The 20,330-nt window shown below is 71.5% G+C and carries 17 protein-coding genes; 12 read left to right on the top strand and 5 right to left on the bottom strand.

Annotated features, from left to right (window positions below):
- Positions 1-42 precede the first annotated feature (42 nt).
- Genes egtA through egtD form a run of 4 tightly spaced genes read left to right on the top strand, consistent with a single transcriptional unit; the run spans position 43 to position 4,368 of the window.
- Positions 43-1,296, top strand: coding sequence for an ergothioneine biosynthesis glutamate--cysteine ligase EgtA (gene egtA, locus OHB13_RS33540; protein WP_328379613.1), 1,254 nt, complete (start codon positions 43-45; stop codon positions 1,294-1,296).
- Positions 1,293-2,594, top strand: a complete 1,302-nt coding sequence (gene egtB / locus OHB13_RS33535) for an ergothioneine biosynthesis protein EgtB (protein WP_328379612.1) — start codon at positions 1,293-1,295, stop codon at positions 2,592-2,594. The genes egtA and egtB overlap by 4 nt, the downstream gene beginning before the upstream one ends.
- Positions 2,594-3,400, top strand: a complete 807-nt coding sequence (egtC, locus tag OHB13_RS33530; RefSeq protein WP_328379611.1) for an ergothioneine biosynthesis protein EgtC — start codon at positions 2,594-2,596, stop codon at positions 3,398-3,400. Before egtB ends, egtC begins: the two co-directional genes overlap by 1 nt.
- Positions 3,397-4,368: an L-histidine N(alpha)-methyltransferase gene (gene egtD, locus OHB13_RS33525; protein WP_328379610.1), complete on the top strand. Its 972-nt coding sequence runs from the start codon at positions 3,397-3,399 to the stop codon at positions 4,366-4,368. The genes egtC and egtD overlap by 4 nt, the downstream gene beginning before the upstream one ends.
- Here egtD and OHB13_RS33520 read toward each other — a convergent pair.
- Positions 4,343-5,608 carry an extracellular solute-binding protein gene (locus tag OHB13_RS33520; protein WP_405754746.1) on the bottom strand — a complete coding sequence of 422 codons (1,266 nt, stop codon included), beginning with the start codon at positions 5,606-5,608 and terminating at the stop codon, positions 4,343-4,345. The two genes, egtD and OHB13_RS33520, sit on opposite strands and share 26 nt — an antisense overlap.
- Before the next feature lie 240 nt (positions 5,609-5,848).
- Here OHB13_RS33520 and OHB13_RS33515 point away from each other — a divergent pair, with 240 nt between their 5' ends.
- Complete coding sequence (locus tag OHB13_RS33515) at positions 5,849-6,064, top strand: dodecin (protein ID WP_266850677.1); 216 nt, start codon at positions 5,849-5,851, stop codon at positions 6,062-6,064.
- A gap of 69 nt (positions 6,065-6,133) precedes the next feature.
- Positions 6,134-7,135 (top strand): MsnO8 family LLM class oxidoreductase, encoded by a 1,002-nt coding sequence (locus tag OHB13_RS33510; RefSeq protein ID WP_328379609.1) that lies wholly within the window; start codon positions 6,134-6,136, stop codon positions 7,133-7,135.
- Positions 7,136-7,164: 29 nt separating this feature from the next.
- Here the strand turns inward: OHB13_RS33510 and OHB13_RS33505 are convergent, their stop codons facing one another.
- A complete protein-coding gene (locus tag OHB13_RS33505; protein ID WP_328380452.1) occupies positions 7,165-7,968 on the bottom strand; it encodes an ArsR/SmtB family transcription factor in 804 nt (267 codons plus the stop codon).
- Between the two features lie 291 nt (positions 7,969-8,259).
- Between OHB13_RS33505 and OHB13_RS33500 the strand changes: the two genes are divergently transcribed.
- From OHB13_RS33500 to OHB13_RS33480, 5 genes are all read left to right on the top strand, one after another.
- The gene (locus OHB13_RS33500; RefSeq protein WP_328379608.1) at positions 8,260-9,354 is read left to right on the top strand and encodes a 3-deoxy-7-phosphoheptulonate synthase; all 1,095 of its coding nucleotides are present in this window, start codon (positions 8,260-8,262) and stop codon (positions 9,352-9,354) included.
- 87 nt (positions 9,355-9,441) lie between these two features.
- The gene (locus tag OHB13_RS33495; protein WP_328379607.1) at positions 9,442-11,412 is read left to right on the top strand and encodes an amino acid transporter; all 1,971 of its coding nucleotides are present in this window, start codon (positions 9,442-9,444) and stop codon (positions 11,410-11,412) included.
- 245 nt (positions 11,413-11,657) lie between these two features.
- Positions 11,658-12,038: an SAV_915 family protein gene (locus OHB13_RS33490; protein WP_328379606.1), complete on the top strand. Its 381-nt coding sequence runs from the start codon at positions 11,658-11,660 to the stop codon at positions 12,036-12,038.
- 9 nt (positions 12,039-12,047) lie between these two features.
- Positions 12,048-13,433 (top strand): diaminopimelate decarboxylase, encoded by a 1,386-nt coding sequence (lysA, locus tag OHB13_RS33485; protein ID WP_328379605.1) that lies wholly within the window; start codon positions 12,048-12,050, stop codon positions 13,431-13,433.
- Between the two features lie 62 nt (positions 13,434-13,495).
- Positions 13,496-15,838 carry an excinuclease ABC subunit UvrA gene (locus tag OHB13_RS33480; RefSeq protein WP_328379604.1) on the top strand — a complete coding sequence of 781 codons (2,343 nt, stop codon included), beginning with the start codon at positions 13,496-13,498 and terminating at the stop codon, positions 15,836-15,838.
- A gap of 63 nt (positions 15,839-15,901) precedes the next feature.
- On the opposite strand, the gene OHB13_RS33475 is transcribed toward OHB13_RS33480, so the two are convergent.
- The 3 genes from OHB13_RS33475 to OHB13_RS33465 are packed head-to-tail and all read right to left on the bottom strand — an operon-like array spanning position 15,902 to position 19,300.
- Positions 15,902-16,648 carry a succinate dehydrogenase/fumarate reductase iron-sulfur subunit gene (locus OHB13_RS33475; RefSeq protein WP_266850690.1) on the bottom strand — a complete coding sequence of 249 codons (747 nt, stop codon included), beginning with the start codon at positions 16,646-16,648 and terminating at the stop codon, positions 15,902-15,904.
- Positions 16,645-18,594, bottom strand: coding sequence for a fumarate reductase/succinate dehydrogenase flavoprotein subunit (locus OHB13_RS33470; protein ID WP_266850692.1), 1,950 nt, complete (start codon positions 18,592-18,594; stop codon positions 16,645-16,647). The genes OHB13_RS33475 and OHB13_RS33470 overlap by 4 nt, the downstream gene beginning before the upstream one ends.
- Position 18,595: 1 nt before the next feature.
- Entirely contained in the window at positions 18,596-19,300 is a 705-nt protein-coding gene (locus OHB13_RS33465) for a succinate dehydrogenase cytochrome b subunit (RefSeq protein ID WP_328379603.1), read from the bottom strand.
- Positions 19,301-19,398: 98 nt separating this feature from the next.
- Here OHB13_RS33465 and OHB13_RS33460 point away from each other — a divergent pair, with 98 nt between their 5' ends.
- The gene (locus tag OHB13_RS33460; RefSeq protein ID WP_328379602.1) at positions 19,399-20,298 is read left to right on the top strand and encodes a LysR family transcriptional regulator; all 900 of its coding nucleotides are present in this window, start codon (positions 19,399-19,401) and stop codon (positions 20,296-20,298) included.
- Positions 20,299-20,330 lie beyond the last annotated feature (32 nt).

The raw sequence follows: 20,330 nt of genomic DNA, 5'->3' as shown, positions 1-20,330 counted from the left end.
CCGGACAACGGCTGAAGGTATCTTCGCCACGAGGAGCCGATCATGACCATGCCGCTGCTGACCGAAGTCGATGCGGAGCACCTGCTCCGATGTATCTGCTTCAAGACAGGACCGCCCCGTACCGTCGGGGTCGAGCTCGAATGGCTCGTCCACGACCTGCACCGCCCCGATTCGCCGGTGTCCGAGGATCGGATCCGGCGGGCACAGACGGTGGTGCGCGCCCTGCCGCTCGTCTCGGCGCTCACCTTCGAGCCCGGCGGGCAGCTGGAGCTCAGCTCGCAGCCCGCCGCATCACTGACCGAGTGCGTCGACTCGGTCTCCGCCGACCTGACCGCGGTGCGCGGCGCGCTGCGTGGCGAGGGGCTGGTACTCACCGGTCTCGGCCAGGACCCCTGGCACCCGCCGCGCAGGCTGCTGCGTGAACCGCGCTACGACGCGATGGAGACGTATCTGGACCGGCACGGGACCGCCGGCCGGTCCATGATGTGCGGTTCGGCCTCCATCCAGGTCTGCCTGGACGCGGGGCACGCCGAGCCGGGGCCGCTGGGCTACGGCAGGCGCTGGAAGCTGGCGCATCTGCTGGGCGCGGTGCTGGTGGCCGCGTTCGCCAACTCGCCGCACCGCCAGCGCCGTACCACCGGCTGGCTCTCCACCCGGCAGTCCCAGTGGGCCGACATCGACCCGGTGCGGTCGCTGGCGCCGGACGACTGCCTGGAGCCGCGGGAGGCCTGGGCCGCGCACGTCCTGGACGCTCCGGTGATGTGCATCCGGGCCGACGTGGGGCCCTGGCCGGTGCCGGACGGCCTCTCGTTCCGGCAGTGGCTGCGTACCGGCCTGCCCAGGCCGCCGACCCGGGAGGATCTGGACTACCACCTGACCACGCTGTTCCCTCCGGTGCGGCCGCGCGGCCATCTCGAACTGCGCATGATCGACGCGCAGGCGGGCGAGGACGGCTGGACGGTGCCGCTCGCGGTGACCGCCGCGCTCTTCGACGACCCGGCCGCCGCCGAGACCGTGTACCGCGCCGTCAAACCCCTCGCGGAGACCGCGGGCCGGGCGCGCGCGCCGCGCAACCCGCTCTGGGAGGCAGCGGCCAGGACCGGCCTCGCCGACCCCGAGCTGCGCGCCGCCGCGGTGCTCTGCTTCGCCGCCGCGCAGGAGGCGCTGCCCCGGCTCGGCGCCGCCACCGCGGTGCAGGACGCGGTCGCCGCCTTCACCGAACGCTATGTCGCTCGGGGCAGGTGCCCCGCCGACGATCTGCTGGATCCCGACCACGGGAAGGATCTCCGCCCATGACCGCCGACCCCACCGCTGTGCGCCGCAGCGCGCTCGACGCGCTCACCGCGGCGCGCAGCCGTACCAGCGCTCTGACGGACTGCGTCGAGGACAGCGAACTCATCGCGCAGCACTCGCCGTTGATGTCCCCGCTCGTCTGGGATCTGGCTCATATCTCCAACCAGGAGGAGCAGTGGCTCCTGCGGGCGGTCGCGGGCCGCGAGGCGATGCGCCCCGAGATCGACTCGGTCTACGACGCCTTCGAGCACCCGAGGGCGACCCGTCCCACGCTTCCGCTGCTCCAGCCCGCCGAGGCGCGGCGCTACGCGTCGGAGGTACGGGGCCGGGTCGTCGACGTACTGGAGAGCGCCCCGCTGCGCGGACGGCCACTGGTCGACGCCGGGTTCGCCTTCGGCATGATCGCCCAGCACGAGCAGCAGCACGACGAGACGATGCTCATCACCCATCAGCTGCGCAGCGGCCCCGCCGCGCTGACCGCTCCCGCGCCGCCGCGTGCCGACAGCACCGGTCTTGCGGACGAAATCCTCGTTCCCGGCGGCCCGTTCACCATGGGCACATCGGACGAGCCGTGGGCGCTGGACAACGAACGGCCCGCGCACCAGCGGCTGGTGCCGGCCTTCCACATCGACACCACCCCGGTGACCAACGGCGCGTTCCTGCGGTTCATCGAGGACGGCGGGTACCGCGACGAACGCTGGTGGACGGAGCAGGGGTGGGACCTGGTCCGCGGCCATGAGCTGGCCGCCCCGCTGTTCTGGCGCAGGGAGGGCGGCCAGTGGCTGCGCCGCCGCTTCGGCGCCGTGGAGCCCGTCGCTCCCGACGAGCCGGTGCTCCATGTGAGCTGGTACGAGGCGGACGCCTATGCCCGCTGGGCGGGGCGGCGGCTGCCGTCCGAGGCCGAGTGGGAGAAGGCCGCACGCCACGACCCGGCGACCGGCCTTTCGTACCGCTACCCCTGGGGTGACGAGGACCCCACCCCCGAGCGGGCGAACCTGGGCCAGCGCCACCTCGGCCCGGCGGCGGCGGGCAGTTATCCGGACGGTGAATCGCCGCTCGGGGTACGGCAGTTGATCGGTGATGTGTGGGAGTGGACGGCCAGCGACTTCCTGCCCTATCCGGGGTTCGTCGCCTTCCCGTACCGCGAGTACTCGGAGGTGTTCTTCGGCCCGGACCACAAGGTGCTGCGCGGCGGCGCGTTCTCCGTCGGCGAAGTGGCCTGCCGGGCGACCTTCCGCAACTGGGATCTGCCGGTGCGCCGTCAGATCTTCGCCGGGTTCCGGACCGCGAGGGACGCCTGATGTGCCGTCATATCGCTTGCCTGGGGCCGTCGGAGCCGCTGGGTGAGGTGCTGGTGCGGCCTCGGCACGCGCTGGTCCGCCAGTCCTGGGAGCCGCGCAGGCAGCGCCACGGGACAGTCAACGCCGACGGGTTCGGGGTCGGCTGGTACGCCGATGACGACCCGGTGCCCGCGCGCTACCGGCGCGCCGGACCGATCTGGGCCGACCTCTCCTTCGCCGATCTCGCCCGGGTCGTACGCAGCGGGGCGGTGCTGGCAGCGGTCCGCGACGCCACCGAGGCGGGTGCCGACGGGGAGGCCGCGGCGGCGCCGTTCGCCGCGGGTCCCTGGCTGTTCAGCCACAACGGCGCGCTCACGGGCTGGCCCGTGAGCGCGGCACCGCTCGCCGCCACGCTCCCGCCGGCCGAGCTGCTCGGGATGGCGGCGCGCTGCGACTCCGCGCTGATCTGGGCGCTCGTCCTGCACCGGCTGCGGGAGGGCGATCCGCTCGGCCAGGCGCTGGCCGACAGCGTCACCGACCTCGCGGCGGCCGCGCCCGGCTCACGGCTCAATCTGCTGCTCACCGACGGCACCGCCATCGCCGCCACAACCTGGGGCGACACACTCTGGTACCTCACGGAGTCCGGCACGACCGCCTCCACCGCCTCCACCACCACCGGCAGCACCGGCGCCGACGCCGGCCGCACAGTCGTCGCTTCGGAGCCGTACGACGACGGTCCGGGCTGGCGCGAGGTCCCCGACCGCACCCTGCTCGTGGCGACCCGTACCGATGTCCAGCTGACCCCACTCAAGGAGCCCACGGCGTGAGTCCGTTCCAGCTGACCCGCACCCTGCCCGAGGACGCGACGGACGCCGCCCTGCGCGCGGACGTGCTCCAGGGCCTGACCCGTACGCCCAAGACACTGCCGCCCAAGTGGTTCTACGACGCGCGGGGCAGTGAGCTGTTCGAGGAAATCACCGCGCTGCCCGAGTACTACCCGACCCGGGCGGAGCGGGAGATCCTGCTCGCCCGTGCGGGCGACATCGCGGAGGCCACCGGCGCCCGCACCCTGATCGAGCTGGGTTCGGGGTCATCGGAGAAGACCCGGCATCTGCTCGACGCGCTGCCCGCGCTGGAGGCGTACATCCCGGTGGACGTGAGCGGGAGCGCGCTCACCGCGGCGGCGGAGGCGCTGCTCGCCGAGCGGCCGGGGCTCGCCGTGCACGCGCTGATCGCGGACTTCACCCGTGAGCTGGCACTGCCGGCCGCCCCGGGCCCCCGGCTCGTCGTCTTCCTGGGCGGCACCATCGGGAATCTGCTGCCGCCCGAGCGCGCCGCGTTCCTGCGATCCGTACGGAATCTGCTCGATCCGGGCGACCACCTGCTGCTCGGTACGGACCTGGTCAAGGCGGAAAGCGTGCTGGTCCCGGCGTACGACGACGCGGCCGGTGTCACCGCCGCCTTCAACAAGAACGTACTGAGCGTCATCGACCGGGAGTTGGGGGCCGACTTCGATCCGGACGCTTTCGACCATCTCGCGGTCTGGGACAGCGAGAACGAGTGGATCGAGATGCGGCTGCGGGCCCGCGGGGCGTTCACCGTGAAGATCCCGGAGCTGGATCTGGCGGTGCCGTTCGCGGCGGGCGAGGAGATGCGGACGGAGGTGTCCGCCAAGTTCCGCCAGGAGGGGGTGCGAACCGAACTGGGCGCGGCGGGCCTGGCATTGGACCACTGGTGGACGGATTCCGGCGGGCGGTTCGCGCTGTCGCTCAGCGGTCCACCAGCTCGTCCGTGAGGAGCTTCGACGCCTTCTTCGCGGCTGTTCCGGCGTCCTGCCCTGTGAGCACGTCTGTCATATAGGGCTTGATCGGGTTGTCCGCCTCGACCGCCGCCCAGCGCGGCGAGTTCGGGGTGGCCCGGCCGCGTGCCGCGCCCGCGGCCATCGCGGCGGTCCCCTCCTCGCCCTTGACCACGCCGGCGAGCTTGGCCTTGTTGGGGACATAGCTCATGGTCCGGGCCAGCTCGGTCTGCCACTTGCGTCCGGCCAGGGCTTCGACGACTCCGACCGCCGCGTCACCGTGGGGTGCCTTGTCGGGAATGATCAGATCGGAGCCGCCGGTGAACACCGCCGACGGCCTGGCCGCCGTCTTCCCGGGGATCGGGAAGAAGCCGAGCTTGCCCTTGAGCCCCGGATTGCTCTTCAGGATGGTCTGCGCGGTGCCGGGCACCGCGATGATCTGCGCGACATCGCCGCCCGCGAACACGTCGGCCTGCTGCGGATGGGCCTCGTCCGCGTTCTTGGGCCCGTTGCCGAGGCCCTGGAGCTCCTTGTAGAAGTCCATGCCCCTGATCGCGGCCGGACTGTCCAGGGCCCCGGTGAAATTACCGCCGGCCTCCTCGGCCAGTTCACCGCCCTCGTCCCAGATGAAGCCGGAGAGGGTGTACCAGTCCTGTCCGGCCAGGTAGATCCCCTGCCGGCCGCCGTGGTCGAGCACCTCGGTGTCCTTGATCCACTGCGCTCGGGTCTTCGGCGGTTCGGTGATCCCGGCGTTCCGGAACAGGTCCTTGTTGTAGATGACGACGCGGTTGGCCGCGTACCAGGGGATGCCGTACTGGGCGCCGTCGATGCTTCCGGGGTCGGCGAGACCGGGCAGCCAGTCCGAACTGCCGAGGTCGCGGGCCGATTCGAGGGTGAGGTCGCGCAGCCCGCCGCTCTCCGCGTACATCGCGACCTGGGTGTTGCCGACCTCGATCAGGTCCGGGCCGTGGCCGGACCGCAGGGCCGCCGTGACCTTGGCGCCGATTCCACCCCACTCCTGGATCCGGACAGCCAGCTTGACGTCCTTGTGCTCACTCTCGTACTCCCTGGTGAAGCGCTGGACGAAGCCGTCGGACGCGCTGCCCTTCATCAGCCACACCGTGACGGTGGTGGTGCTGTCACCCATGCCCGGCAGCCGGCCGCAGCCGGTGAGCGCGGTGGCGGTGAGTGCGGTGGCGAGCAGGACGGCGCGGCTCAGGCCGGGACGGTTCTTCACGGAGGTCACCTCTGTCGTAAGGACACGGCAGTTCATGACCCGACGTGGGGGAAGCGCGGACGGCTTGAACGGGTTGGCTGGATTTTGGTACAGACCAATCCTCGCGGTCAAGGCCCGGGGCGCCCGCACTTGCGATGACCGCCGGGGCACAGCGGCCCGTCAGCCCCGCGGCCCGGTCGGCGGCGCGCGGAGTACGGCTCCGTACGGCACCGTGGAGGGAGGCGACGAAAGGAGCGGGTCATGTCGGACCACACCTACCGGGTGACGGAGATCGTCGGTACCTCGCACGAGGGCGTGGACCAGGCCATCCGCAACGGTCTGGGGCGCGCGGCGGGCACGCTCAGGGGCCTCGACTGGTTCGAGGTCACCGAGGTGCGCGGGCAGATCGTGGACGGGCAGGTCGAGCACTACCAGGTCGGCCTGAAGGTCGGCTTCCGGCTGGAGGACGAGGGGTGACCCGGCGCACTCCCCCGCCCGGCGGAAGAGGCTGGGGAATGCGCGCCCGGCACGGACGTTGAACCCGTTGTGAGTTCTGCGATCTCCTCGACCCCGTTCTCCGTACTGGACCGCTCCCGCACCCGCGAAGGGCGTGACGGCCCGGAGGCCCTGCGCGACACCGTGCGCTTCGCGCAACAGGCCGAGGCGCTGGGCTACCACCGGTTCTGGGTCTCGGAGCACCACAGCGTGCCCGGCGTCGCGGGCTCCGCGCCCACCGTCCTCGCCGCCGCCGTCGCGGCCGCCACCTCGACGATCCGGGTGGGCACCGGCGGGGTGATGCTGCCCAACCACCGGCCGCTCGTCGTCGCGGAGCAGTTCGGTGTGCTCGAAGCGCTCTTCCCCGGCCGGATCGACATGGGCCTGGGCCGGTCCGTCGGGTTCACCGACGGCATCCGCCGGGCACTGGGGCACGGCAGGCAGGACGCCGAGGACTTCGCCGCCCAGCTGGCGGAGCTGCTGGGCTACTTCTCCGGCGACCAGACCGCGCACCCCCAGGTCCACGCCCGTCCGGCGGAGGGGCTGCGGCTGCCGGCCTTCGTCCTGGCGACCGGCGCGGGAGCACAGGTGGCGGCCGGGGCGGGACTGCCGCTGGTGATCGCCGCCGTTCGCGGCGAGGACGAGATGCTGCGCGCCGTCGACGGCTACCGCGACGCGTTCCGGCCTTCGGCCTGGGGCGAGCGCCCGTACGTCGTGCTCTCGGGCACCGTCGCCGTTGCCCCCACCACCGAGGAGGCACGCCGGATCCTGCTGCCCGAGGCCTGGTCCACGGCCTACTCGCGCACCCATGGCGTGTTCCCGCCGCTCGCCCCCGCCGAGCGGATCACCGGTCTGCGGATGACCGAACGGGAGCGGGCCCTTTTCGACGAGGCCCGGCGCGGCCAGCTGCACGGCACCGAGGACGAGGTGGCGGACGGTCTGGAGAAGCTGCTGAGCCGCAGCGGCGCCGACGAGTTCCTGGTCACGACCAGTACGTACGACCGTACGGCGCTGCTCGACTCCTACCGGCGGCTGGCGCGGATCACCGGCTGACACACCGGGCCGCGGCCGCTGTCCCCGCACTACTCGGCGACCGTCCGGCCGCCCTCCAGCAGGGTCTTCAGTGCCGAGAGGATGAGGACCCAGCCGCCGCTGATGCCCTCCAGCATCTTGCTCGCGGGGCTGTCGAAGCCGTCGTGCGTGATGGTCAGCTTGACCCCGGCCGACGGCACTTCGGCTGGCTCGATGTCGAAGGTGACCCTGGATCGCTCCTTGCTCGCCTCCGCGAACTCCTCGTCCGACACGTCGTCGGACATCTCCCGGTGCATGGACTGGAGCGTGTGCCAGGTGTACGAGAGCCGCTTGCCCGGTTCGGCCTCGATGACCCGCTGGCCGAGGTCCTCGAAATCCCCGTCGGGACCCATCTTCCACTCGACCACCGATCCCGGCTCCCAGTCCGAGCGTGGCCCCCAGCCGTCCATGTACTGCTTGATGAACTCCCAGTCGGTCAGGGCCTCGTAGAGCTTCTCGGGGGTGGTGCGGATATAGGTGACGTAGACGAATTCCGGCTTGTCCATGGCTGGTCCTTCCAAGGTCTGTCTGAGCTCCGAGAGCGCCGTCAGCCGCCCGCGTTCGTACCGGCCGATCCAGCGGTCGGCTATCTCCTGGATGGGCACGGGGTTGAGGTAGTGCAGCTTCTGCCTGCCATGTCTGACGGCCGTCACCAGATGGGCCCCGGCCAGCAGCGCGAGGTGTTTGCTCACCGCCTGCCGGCTCATCTCCAGGCCCTCGCTCAGCTCCCGCAGGCTCTGCCCGTTCCGGGCGTTGAGCCGGTCGAGCAGCCGCCTCCGGTTCGGATCGGCCAGTGCCCGGAACGCCTCATCCATGCTCACACCCGAAGTATAGGCAACCATATGGTTGCCTATCAACCGGAGGTTCCCCGTCCGGGTGCCGCTCCGGCTCTGCTACGGTTTCCGCATGTCAGTGATCCGTTGGTATCAGCGCTATGAGCCGGCTCCGGGTGGAGCCGGAGGTCACGTGCGCTGACCGACCGATCACCCGGAGCCAGCAAGGCAGAGACGCATCGTCTCTGCCTTTCGTCGTACAGGCGGGCTGGTACCGGGCGGGCGTGCACCGCACGCACAGGGCCTCCCGCCGCAGCAGAACGGGAAGCCCTCATGAACACCTCCACCACCGAAGCGTCCGACACCGGCGACCTGCGGGTCACCGGCTTCCAGCGCCTCGTCGCACCGTCGGCCCTGCGGGACGAACTCCCCCTGGACGCCGAGCGCGTGGCGCTGGTCCGCGACAGCAGGGAGGCGGTGCGGTCCGTACTCGCCGGGGAGGACGACAGACTCCTCCTCGTCGTCGGCCCCTGCTCCGTCCACGACCCGGCGGCAGCACTGGAGTACGCCCGGCGGCTGGCGGCGGCCGCCGCACCGCTGAGCGGTGAGCTCTGCGTCGTCATGCGCGTCTACTTCGAGAAGCCGAGAACGACGCTCGGCTGGAAGGGGCTCATCAACGACCCCGGTCTGGACGGCACACACGACGTGGAGCGGGGACTTCGCACAGCCCGCCAGGTGCTGGTCGACGTGCTCGGCACCGGGCTCCCGGTCGGCTGCGAGTTCCTGGAGCCGACCGGCCCGCAGTACATCGCTGACGCGGTGACCTGGGGCGCGATCGGCGCACGGACACCGGAGAGCCAGGTGCACCGCCAGCTCGCCTCCGGGGTGTCGATGCCGGTCGGATTCAAGAACGCGACGGACGGCGACGTCCAGGCCGCGGTCGACGGCTGCCGGGCGGCGGCAGGGAGCCATGTCTTCTTCGGGATCGACGGCGAAGGCCACGGCTCGGTCGTCTCGACGTCCGGCAACCCCGACTGCCATGTGATTCTGCGCGGTGGCCGCGGCGGGCCCAACTACGGCCCGCAGGACATCAGCGACGCCCTCGCACTGCTGGACAAGGCGGGGATGCCGGGCCGTCTGGTCATCGACGCCAGCCACGCCAACAGCGGCAAGGACCCGGTGCGCCAGGCGGAGGTCGTACGGGAGGTCGCCGACCGGGTGGCAGCCGGCGAGGAGGGCATCGCGGGGCTGATGGTGGAGAGCTTCCTGCTGGAGGGCCGTCAGGAGCCGGGCCCGCTCAGCACGCTGACGTACGGCCGGAGCGTGACCGACGCCTGCGTGGGCTGGGAGGAGACCGAGCGCCTGATCGGCGAGCTGGCGGCGGCCGTCGTACGGCGGCGCGGTCGCTCACCGCGGCAGGCCGGGTAACGATGTGAGGGACACCGCTGCCCCTCGGCTCTGAGGGCGAGACCCCGCAGCCAGCAGAGCCGCCAGAGACAACAGGGGGATCCCCGCATGACCGGCAGCCAGGCCGCGCCCCCGCCGCAGCCCGCGCGCCCCACGGCGCGCTGGCGGGCCTGGCTGCTGGAAGGCCTGGTCGAGCAGTCGGCCCGGCACCCCGGCCCGCACGGCACACCGCCCGCCGAGAACAAGGGGCATGCCTGGTGGCGGGTGATGTGCCTCACCGGTGTGGACTACTTCTCCACGCTCGGCTACCAGCCGGGCATCGCCGCACTGGCCGCCGGTCTGCTCTCACCGCTCGCCACCCTGGTGCTGCTCGCCCTGACACTCGGCGGCGCGCTCCCGGTGTACCGGCGGGTGGCCCGCGAGAGCCCGCACGGCGAGGGCTCGATCGCCATGCTGGAACGGCTGCTGCCGTGGTGGGCGGGGAAGCTCTTCGTCCTCGTGCTGCTCGGCTTCGCGGCGACCGACTTCATGATCACCATCACTCTGTCGGCCGCAGACGCCTCCGCGCATGTGGTGGAGAACCCGTTCGCACCGCACTGGCTCCAGGGCGCCAATCTCTGGATCACCCTGGCGCTGGTCTCCGGTCTCGGCGCGATCTTCCTCAAGGGCTTCCGGGAGGCCATCGGTATCGCGGTCGTCCTCGTGGGGATCTATCTGGGGCTCAACCTGGTCGTACTCGCCAACTCGGTGTGGAACGTGGCCACCCACCCCGTGGACGTGAGCGACTGGTGGCAGGCGGCGAGGGCCGCGCACTCCTCGCCGCTCGCGATGATCGGTGTGGCGCTGCTGGTCTTTCCCAAGCTGGCACTCGGCATGTCCGGTTTCGAGACCGGGGTCGCCGTCATGCCGCAGGTCAGGGGGGACGCGACGGACACGTATGCGAAGCCCGCCGGACGGATCCGGGACACCCGCAGGCTGCTCACCACCGCCGCGCTGATCATGAGCGGGTTCCTGCTGGTCTCCAGCCTGGCCACCACCATCCTCATCCCCGCCCCCGAGTTCAAGGCCGGCGGCAAGGCCAACGGGCGGGCCCTCGCCTATCTGGCGCACGAGCATCTGGGCCAGGTCTTCGGGACGGTGTACGACATCTCCACGATCGCGATCCTGTGGTTCGCCGGCGCGTCGGCGCTCGCCGGGCTGCTCAACCTCGTACCGCGCTATCTGCCGCGCTACGGGATGGCGCCCGAGTGGGCGCGCGCCGTGCGGCCGCTCGTCCTCATCTTCGTGGCGATCGCCTTCTTCGTCACCTGGCAGTTCGACGCGAACGTCGACAAGCAGAGCGGCGCGTACGCCACCGGGGTGCTGGTCCTGATGCTGTCCGCGTCCTTCGCTTCGACGGTCGCGGTCCTGCACCGGGGCCGCCGGCGCGCCGCCGCCGGCTTCGGTCTCATCACGGCGGTCTTCGCGTACACCCTGGTCACCAATGTGATCGAGCGCCCCGACGGGCTGAAGATCGCCTCCCTGTTCATCGTCGGCATTCTGCTGACCTCGTTCGCGTCCCGGGTGCACCGCGCCTTCGAACTGCGCGCGGCCGACGTCACGTTCGACGACACCGCCGCCCGGCTGGTGGACGCGGCCGCCCGGCTCGGGCCGCTGCGCGTCATCGCCAACGAGCCGCACGAGCGCGACGCGGCGGAGTATCGCGCGAAGGAGGGCAGCCAGCGCGAGGAGACCCACATCCCCGAGGGGAGCCCGGTCCTCTTCCTCGAAGTCACCGTGCAGGACTCCTCCGACTTCACAGTGAGCATGCCGGTGACCGGCGGCGAACGGTACGGGGTGCGCATCCTGCGCGTCGTCGGCCCCGGAGTGCCCAACACCATCGCCGCTGTACTCCTCCAGCTCAGGGACCGCACCGGCCGGGTACCGCACGCCTACTTCAACTGGACCGAGGGCAGCCCGGTCGGCCATCTGCTGCGCTTCCTGGTCTTCGGCCACGGCGAGGTGGCCCCGGTGACCCGTGAGGTCCTGCGCCGGGCGGAGCCCGATCCGGCCCGGCGGCCCCGCGTCCACGTCGGCTGACCCGGCGCACCGGGCACCGTCCGGCCGGCCGGACCGCGCCCCGTATCCGCGCCCCGTATCCGCGCCCGTACGCGCACCCGCATCCGCGCCCGCGCGTCAGCATCGCGTCAGTACCGGGCAGCCGCGCGTCAAGTGTCCGTCAGCGGCACACCGGCCCCCTCCCCCTGCGGGCATAGCGTCATCGATGCAGCCACGGCCCGACCCGGCCGGGGCACCGACCGCCTTCTTCCTCCAGGAGAGCCGCCATGTCCACGAGCACCCACGCCGACGCCACCGAACCTCCCGAACAGCCCCCGGCCGGGCCTCTCTTCGTTCCCGTCCGGCCGGGACCCGCAGGCTGCTCGGCCCGTGTCTTCCGCACCCCGCCCGGCGCGCGCACCGCGGTCGGCTTCACATCGGAGGCGCGGCTGCGGAACACCCTCGGCCGGGACCAGGCGTGGATCAGGCTCTCCGAACCGGCGCTGCGCGCCCTGGTCGGGCCGCTGGGCGTCGCCGTGCTCACCGTCGACCCGCAGTTCTCCGCGCCCACCGCGACCCGCTCCGGCCGCGTCGGGCGGCGCACCGGTGCCCCGGCCGGCACCGGAACAGCCGCCGTCACCACCCGCCTCGATCTGCTGATCGGCTGAGGGGGAACCATGTCCGTTCCTGTCGCTGTATCCGCCACCGCCGCCTCCGCTTCGTCCTCCGCCGTCCCGGAGACCGCTGCCACGGATCCCGCCGAGGCCGGTGCGCTGTCCGTCTGGCCGGCCTCCGCCCGCCCGCTCCCCGACGGGGATGTCACCGTCGGCGGGGTCTCCCTCGCCGAGGCCGCCGAGGAGTTCGGCACGCCCGTCTACCTGCTGGACGAGGCCGAGGTCCGGGAGCGCTGCCGGGCCTACCGGGCCGCCTTCCCCGACGACGAAGTCGTCTACGCGGCCAAGGCGTTCCTGTGCCGGGCCGTCGCCCGCTGGGTCCACGAGGAGGGGCTGGGGCTCGACGTCTGCTCGGCGGGCGAGCTGGAACTCGCCGTCGGCGCCGGCTTCCCGCCCGAACGGATCGTGATGCACGGCAACGCGAAGAGCCCCAAGGACCTCAGTGCGGCGGTCCGGCTCGGCGTCGGAGTGATCGTGGTCGACAGCGCGTCGGAGATCGCCCGGCTCGCCGCGGCCGTGCCGCCCGGCCCGCCCCGGTCGGTCATGGTGCGGGTCGTCCCGGGTGTGTCGGCCGGCGGGCACGCGGCGGTCCGCACCGGCACGGACGACCAGAAGTTCGGCCTCTCCCTCACCGACGGGTCCGCCGCGCACGCCGTGACCAAGATCCTCGGCCAGCCGGGACTCGACCTCGTCGGGCTGCACTGCCACATCGGCTCCCAGATCACATCGGCCAAGCCCTATGCCGCCGCCGTCCGGCGGATGGTGGGGCTGCTGGCCCGGGTACGGGACCAGCACGGTGTGACCCTGCGCCGGCTGGACATCGGCGGTGGTCATGCCATCGCCTACCGTCCGGGTGATCAGAGCCTCGGTCCGGACACGCTGGCCTCCCGGGTCCGCGCGGAGCTGGCCGACGGCTGTGCACGGGCCGGGCTGCCGGTACCGCGGCTGACCCTGGAGCCGGGCCGGGCCATCACCGGGCCCGCCGGAGTGGTCCTCTACCGGGTGCTGTCGGTCAAACGGACCGGGAAGCGCACCTTCGTCGCCGTGGACGGCGGAATGAGCGACAACCCGAGGCCCGCGCTGTACGGAGCCGGGTACGCGCCCCGGCTCGTGGGCCGCCGCTCCGCCGCAGGGCCCGCCGAGGCCACCGTCGTGGGGCGGCACTGCGAGGCGGGCGATGTCGTGGCGGACCGGGTGCCGCTGCCCGCCGACGTACGGCCGGGCGATCTGCTGGCGGTACCGGCCGCGGGGGCGTACCACCTGTCCATGGCATCCGGCTACAACCTGATCGGCCGCCCGCCGGTGGTCGCGGTGCGGGACGGGGCCGCCCGGGTGCTCGTACGCCGGGAGTCGCTGGACGACGTACGGCGCCGGGATGTCGGCCTGTGACGGCGGCCGCGCAGGGCAACCGCCACCCGGGTTCTCCGGTACCGCGGCACTAGAATTCCGGTATGCAAAGCCCTCATGACCCGTATGTCCGTGTCCGTGATGCCCGCGAGCACAATCTGCGCGGCGTCGATGTGGACATCCCCCGTGACTCCCTGGTGGTGTTCACGGGGGTCTCGGGCTCGGGCAAGTCCTCGCTGGCCTTCGGGACGGTCTACGCGGAGGCCCAGCGGCGGTACTTCGAGTCGGTCGCCCCGTACGCCAGGCGGCTCATCCACCAGGTGGGGGCGCCGAAGGTGGGCTCGATCAGCGGTCTGCCACCCGCGGTCTCGCTCGAACAGCGCAGATCGGCACCCACCTCCCGGTCGTCGGTCGGGACGGTCACCACGCTCTCGAACTCGCTGCGGATGCTCTTCTCGCGTGCGGGCGACTATCCGGCGGGGGCCGGGCGGCTCGATTCCGACGCGTTCTCGCCGAACACCGCGGCCGGCGCCTGTCCGGAGTGCCACGGCCTGGGACGGGTGCACCGGACCGGCGAGGCGCTGCTGGTGCCGGACCCCTCACTCTCCATCAGGGAAGGTGCCATCGCGGCGTGGCCCGGGGCCTGGCAGGGCAAGAACCTCCGCGATGTACTCGACGCACTCGGGTACGACGTGGACCGGCCGTGGCGCGACCTGGAGCAGCAGGACCGCGACTGGATCCTCTTCACCGACGAGCAGCCGGTGGTGACCGTGCACCCGGTGCGGGACGCGGGGCGCATCCACCGCCCGTACCAGGGCACGTACATGAGCGCGCAGCGGTATGTGCTGCACACCTTCGCGGACTCGAAGAGCCAGTCGCTGCGCGCCAGGGCCGAGCGCTTCCTGACGAGCGCCCCGTGCCCGTTGTGCGGGGGCCGCCGGCTGCGCCCCGAGTCGCTCGCGGTGACCTTCGCCGGCCGTACGATCGCCGAACTCGCCGCGCTCCCGCTGTCCGGTCTGGCCGGGGTGCTGGCCGGCGAGCACGACAGCGAGACGGCGAAGGTGCTGACCGCCGATCTGCTGGCGCGCATCGCGGTCGTCACCGAACTGGGCCTGGGGTACCTGAGCCTGGACCGGAGCACCCCGAGCCTTTCCTCGGGTGAACTGCAACGGCTGCGGCTGGCAACGCAGTTGCGGTCCGGCCTCTTCGGTGTCGTGTACGTGCTGGACGAGCCGTCGGCGGGGCTGCACCCCGCGGACACCGAGGCGTTGCTGGTGGTTCTCGACCGGCTCAGGGAGACGGGCAACTCCGTCTTCGTGGTCGAGCACGAGCTGGACGTCGTACGCCGTGCGGACTGGCTGGTCGATGTGGGGCCGGACGCGGGTGAGCACGGGGGCAGGGTGCTGCACAGCGGGCCGCCCGGGCTCCTCGCGGACGTGGCCGATTCGGTGACCCGGCGCTATCTCTTCGACGAGTCCCCGGCTCCGGTGCGCTCGGCGCGGGAGCCGTCCGGGCTGCTGGAGATCGGCCCGGTGACCCGGCACAATCTCGACGCCCTGCGGGCCACGGTCCCGCTCGGTGTGCTCACCGCGGTGACCGGCGTATCGGGCTCCGGGAAATCCACCCTGGTCGGTGAGATCACCGAGGAACTTCCGGGTGTGAAGAGGCTGGTGACGGTGGACCAGAAACCGATCGGCCGTACTCCCCGGTCCAACCTCGCCACGTACACCGGGCTCTTCGACACCGTACGGAAGCTGTTCAGCGCCACCGACGAGGCGCGGGCCCGCGGATACCGGGCGGGCCGGTTCTCCTTCAATGTGCCGGGCGGGCGGTGCGAGACCTGCCAGGGCGAGGGGTTCGTCTCCGTCGAGCTGCTGTTCCTGCCCAGTACCTACACGCCGTGCCCGGACTGCCACGGCGCGCGGTACAACCCGGAGACGCTGGAGATCAGGCACCGGGGGCTCTCCATCGCCGATGTGCTCGATCTGACGGTGGAGGCCGCCGCCGAGTTCTTCGCCGGTACGCCGGCCGCCGCACGCAGTCTGCGGACGCTGCTCGACGTGGGGCTCGGCTATCTGCGGCTGGGGCAGCCCGCGACCGAGCTGTCGGGCGGTGAGGCTCAGCGCATCAAGCTGGCGAGCGAGCTCCAGCGGGCCCGCGGGGCGCACACCCTGTACGTCCTGGACGAGCCGACCACCGGGCTGCACCCGGCCGATGTCGAGGTGCTGATGCGGCAGTTGCACGGTCTGGTGGACGCGGGCCACACAGTGGTGGTGGTCGAGCACGACATGGCGGTGGTGGCCGGCGCCGACTGGGTGATCGACCTCGGGCCCGGCGGGGGCGGTGACGGCGGGCGGATCGTCGCAGCGGGCCGGCCGGCCGAGGTGGCTGCCGCGCCCGGCAGCCGGACCGCGCCGTATCTGACGCGCGCGCTGCGCGGGGTGTGACGGGACACCGTACGCCCTGTCACACCCCGCGCAGCGGCCCCGGAACGAGCAGAGCCGGCGGGATCAGCGGCTGACCTTGCGGGTGGCGCGCAGCCACTCCTTGTTCATCGCGGTGATCGACGGCAGCGGGATGCCCTTGGGGCAGGCGGTGGCGCACTCCCCGGTGAGCGTGCAGCCGCCGAACCCCTCGTCGTCCATCTGAGCGACCATGTCGAGGACCCGCGTCTCACGCTCGGGAGCCCCCTGCGGAAGCACGTTGAGGTGGTTGACCTTCGCCGATGTGAACAGCATCGCGGAGCCGTTGGGGCAGGCCGCCACACAGGCACCGCAGCCGATGCACTCGGCGTGCTCGAAGGCGAAGTCGGCGTCCGGCTTCGGTACGGGCGTGGCGTGCGCCTCGGGCGCCGCGCCGGTCGGGACGCTGACGTATCCGCCGGACTGGATGATCCGGTCGAAGGCCGAGCGGTCCACGACGAGGTCCTTGACGACCGGGAACGCCGAGGCGCGCCACGGTTCGACGTCGATGGTGTCGCCGTCCCGGAAGGAGCGCATGTGGAGCTGGCAGGTGGTGGTGCGCTCCGGGCCGTGGGCGTCACCGTTGATGACCAGGCTGCACGCGCCGCAGATGCCCTCGCGGCAGTCGTGGTCGAAGGCGACGGGCTGGTCGCCCTTGAGCGTGAGTTCCTCGTTGAGGGTGTCGAGCATCTCCAGGAACGACATGTCCGGTGAGATGTCGTCGACTTCGTAGGTCGTCATGGCGCCGGGGGCGGCCGCGTTCTGCTGGCGCCAGACGCGCAGGGTGAGCTTCATGCGTAGCTCCGCTGAGTGGGGTGGACGTACTCGAAGACCAGGTCTTCCTTGTGCAGGACGGGGGCGTCGCCGGTGGCGGTGAACTCCCAGGCGGCGGCGTACGAGAACTCCTCGTCGCGCCGCGCGGCCTCCCCGTCCGGGGTCTGCGACTCCTCGCGGAAGTGGCCTCCGCAGGATTCCTCGCGGTGCAGCGCGTCGAGGCACATGAGCTCGGCGAGCTCCAGGTAGTCCACGACGCGGTTGGCGCGTTCCAGCGACTGGTTGAACTCCTCGCCGGTGCCCGGCACCTTGATGCGGCGCCAGAACTCCTCGCGGATCTCCGGCAGCCGGTCGAGCGCCTTGCGCAGGCCGTCCGCCGTACGGGCCATCCCGCAGAGCTCCCACATCAGTTCACCGATCTCCCGGTGGAAGGAGTCGGGGGTGCGGTCGCCGTCGACCGAGAGCAGCAGGTTGAGCCGGTCCTCGGTCTCGGCGACGGCCTCGGCGACCGCCGGGTGGTCGGCGGTGACCTCCTCGTGGTGCGGGTTGCGGGCGAGGTAGTCGTTGATGGTGGACGGCAGGACGAAGTAGCCGTCGGCGAGCCCCTGCATCAGTGCGGAGGCGCCGAGCCGGTTGGCGCCGTGGTCGGAGAAGTTGGCCTCACCGACCGCGAACAGGCCAGGGATGGTGGTCTGGAGGTCGTAGTCGACCCAGAGGCCGCCCATCGTGTAGTGCACGGCCGGATAGATGCGCATCGGTGTCTCGTACGGGTTCTCCGCCGTGATCTGCGCGTACATGTCGAAGAGGTTGCCGTACTTCTCCTCGACCGCCCTGCGGCCCATGCGCCTGATCGCGTCGGCGAAGTCCAGGTAGACGCCCTGGCCGCCGGGGCCGACGCCACGTCCCTCGTCGCAGACGTTCTTCGCGGCGCGCGACGCGATGTCGCGCGGTACGAGGTTCCCGAACGAGGGGTAGGTGCGCTCCAGGTAGTAGTCGCGCTCGTCCTCGGGGATCTCGTTGGCGGGGCGGTCGTCGCCCTTCGCCTTCGGTACCCAGATCCGGCCGTCGTTGCGCAGCGACTCGCTCATGAGGGTCAGCTTCGACTGGTGTTCGCCGGTGCGCGGGATGCAGGTGGGATGGATCTGGGTGAAGCAGGGGTTGGCGAACCAGGCGCCGCGCCGGTGGGCGCGCCAGGCCGCGGTGGCGTTGGAGTTCATGGCGTTCGTCGAGAGGTAGAAGACGTTGCCGTAGCCCCCGCTGGCCAGCACCACCGCGTCCGCGAAGTAGCTGGAGATCTTCCCGGTGATCAGGTCGCGGGCGACGATCCCGCGGGCCTTGCCGTCGACGACGATCAGATCGAGCATCTCGGTGCGCGGGTGCATCTCGACGGTGCCCGCCGCGATCTGCCGGGACAGCGCCTGGTAGGCGCCGAGGAGCAGCTGCTGCCCGGTCTGGCCGCGGGCGTAGAAGGTACGGGAGACCTGGACGCCGCCGAAGGAGCGGGTGTCCAGGAGTCCGCCGTACTCACGGGCGAACGGCACGCCCTGGGCGACGCACTGGTCGATGATCTCCACCGAGATCTGGGCGAGCCGGTGGACGTTGGACTCGCGGGACCTGAAGTCGCCGCCCTTGACGGTGTCGTAGAAGAGCCGGTGCACGGAGTCGCCGTCGTTGCGGTAGTTCTTGGCGGCGTTGATCCCGCCCTGCGCGGCGATGGAGTGGGCGCGGCGCGGCGAGTCCTGGTAGCAGAACTGCACGACGTGGTAGCCCTGTTCGGCGAGAGTGGCGCCCGCAGAGCCGCCCGCGAGCCCGGTGCCGACGACGATGACGGTGTGCTTGCGGCGGTTGGCGGGGTTGACCAGCTTGGCCTCGAAGCGGCGGGTGTCCCAGCGTTCGGCGACGGGCCCCTGCGGGGCTTTGGTGTCGGCGGCCGGGGTGCCGGTCGTGTACTGCGTGTAGTCGGTCATGTCAGCTCACGACTCCGGTCATGACGGCGACGGGTACCGAGATGAAGCCCACCGTCAGCACCAGCGCGAGGATGTTGGCGGTGGCCTTGAGCACCCGGTCGCGGGTGGCTTTCCCGGCGCCGAGGGTCTGTGCCGCGCTCCAGAAACCGTGCCTGATGTGCAGGCCGAGCGCGAGCATCGCGACGATGTAGATGACGTCGCCGTACCAGGTGTGGAACGTCGCCACGACGTTCTCGTACGGGTGCCCGGGCTGGGCGTTGTTGTTGACGGTGAGGGTGGTGAAGTCCAGCAGGTGCCACACGATGAACAGCACGATGATGATGCCGCCCCAGCGCATGGTGCGGGTGGCGTAGCTGGACCGCGGGCGCTTGTGTGCGTACGCGACCGGGCGGGCCCGCAGGTCGCGGCGGCTGAGCTGGTAGGCGCAGACCGCGTGCAGCACCACAGCGACGACGAGCACGACGCGGATGATCCAGAGCGCCCACTCGTAGTGCAGGAAGGGCTCGCCGATGGTGCGCAGCCAGTGCGCGTAGCTGTTGAACTGCCCGGAGCCGAAGAAGATCTTGAGGTTCCCCAGCATATGGACGACCAGGTACAGCAGCATGATCAGACCGCTCACGGCCATGATCGTCTTCTTGCCCACGGTCGATCCCCAGACCGATCGCGCCATGGACGGCCGTTGGTCCGTCTTTGTTGCCAGTGCCATGTCAGAAGACGTTACGGCTCCGGATGGCCAGAGGTCCAAGACATGATGCGGCTCATCTCCATAGGCACTGGCTATCGTGGTCGGCTACCGTGGGAGACATGCAGCTCCAGCAGCTCGGCTACTTCGTCGCCGTCGCCGAGACCCGCCACTTCACCCGTGCCGCCGAGGAGCTGCATGTCGCCCAGCCCTCGCTCTCCCAGCAGATCAGGGCGCTGGAGAAGGAGCTGGGCGCCGAGCTGTTCAGCAGGGCCCGGGGGAACATCACCCTCACCGGCGCCGGCGAGACGCTGCTGCCGCTCGCCCGGCGGATCCTCGCCGACGCCGAGACGGCCCGCCACGAGGTGCAGGAACTGGCCCAGCTGAGGCGCGGCCGGGTACGGCTGGGCGCGACGCCGAGCCTCTGCACCGGCCTGCTCCCCGATGTCCTGCGCACCTTCCACGACCAGCACCCCGGCATCCAGCTGATGATCGAGGAAGGCGGCTCGCACGACCTCGTACGGGAGCTGGCGCGCGGCACGCTCGACCTCGCGCTGGTCGTCCTCCCGCTGCCCACGCCCTCGCCGGCGCTCACCACCGTCGAACTGCTCCAGGAGGACCTGGTCGTCGTCTCGTCGCCCGCGGCCACCGCACCGCGCTCACCGCTGCGGGTCGCCGATCTGGAGGGCGAGCCGATGGTGATGTTCCGGCACGGCTACGACCTGCGGGACCTCACGCTGTCGGCCTGCCGGGCCAAGGGGTTCGAGCCGTACTTCACCGTCGAGGGAGGCGAGATGGACGCCGTGCTCGGCTTCGTACGGGCCGGACTCGGCATCGCGGTCGTGCCCAGCATGATCGCGGCACGGGCCGGTCACGGGCTGCGGGTCACCCCGCTGGCCCGCCCCGGACTGCGCCGTACGATCGCGCTGGCCCACCGCAGCGATGTGGCGCCGCCGCGTGCCGCCCGGGTCCTCCAGGACATCCTGCTGAGCGGCGCAGGGCCGGCCGGCCTGGACCGGTGAGCTCCGGCCGGGCCGGACCGGTTGAGCCGCCC

Origin of the sequence: Streptomyces sp. NBC_00440 (genome assembly GCF_036014215.1) — a bacterium.
GTDB lineage: Bacteria > Actinomycetota > Actinomycetes > Streptomycetales > Streptomycetaceae > Streptomyces.
This window is presented reverse-complemented; position numbering and strand designations above follow the sequence as displayed.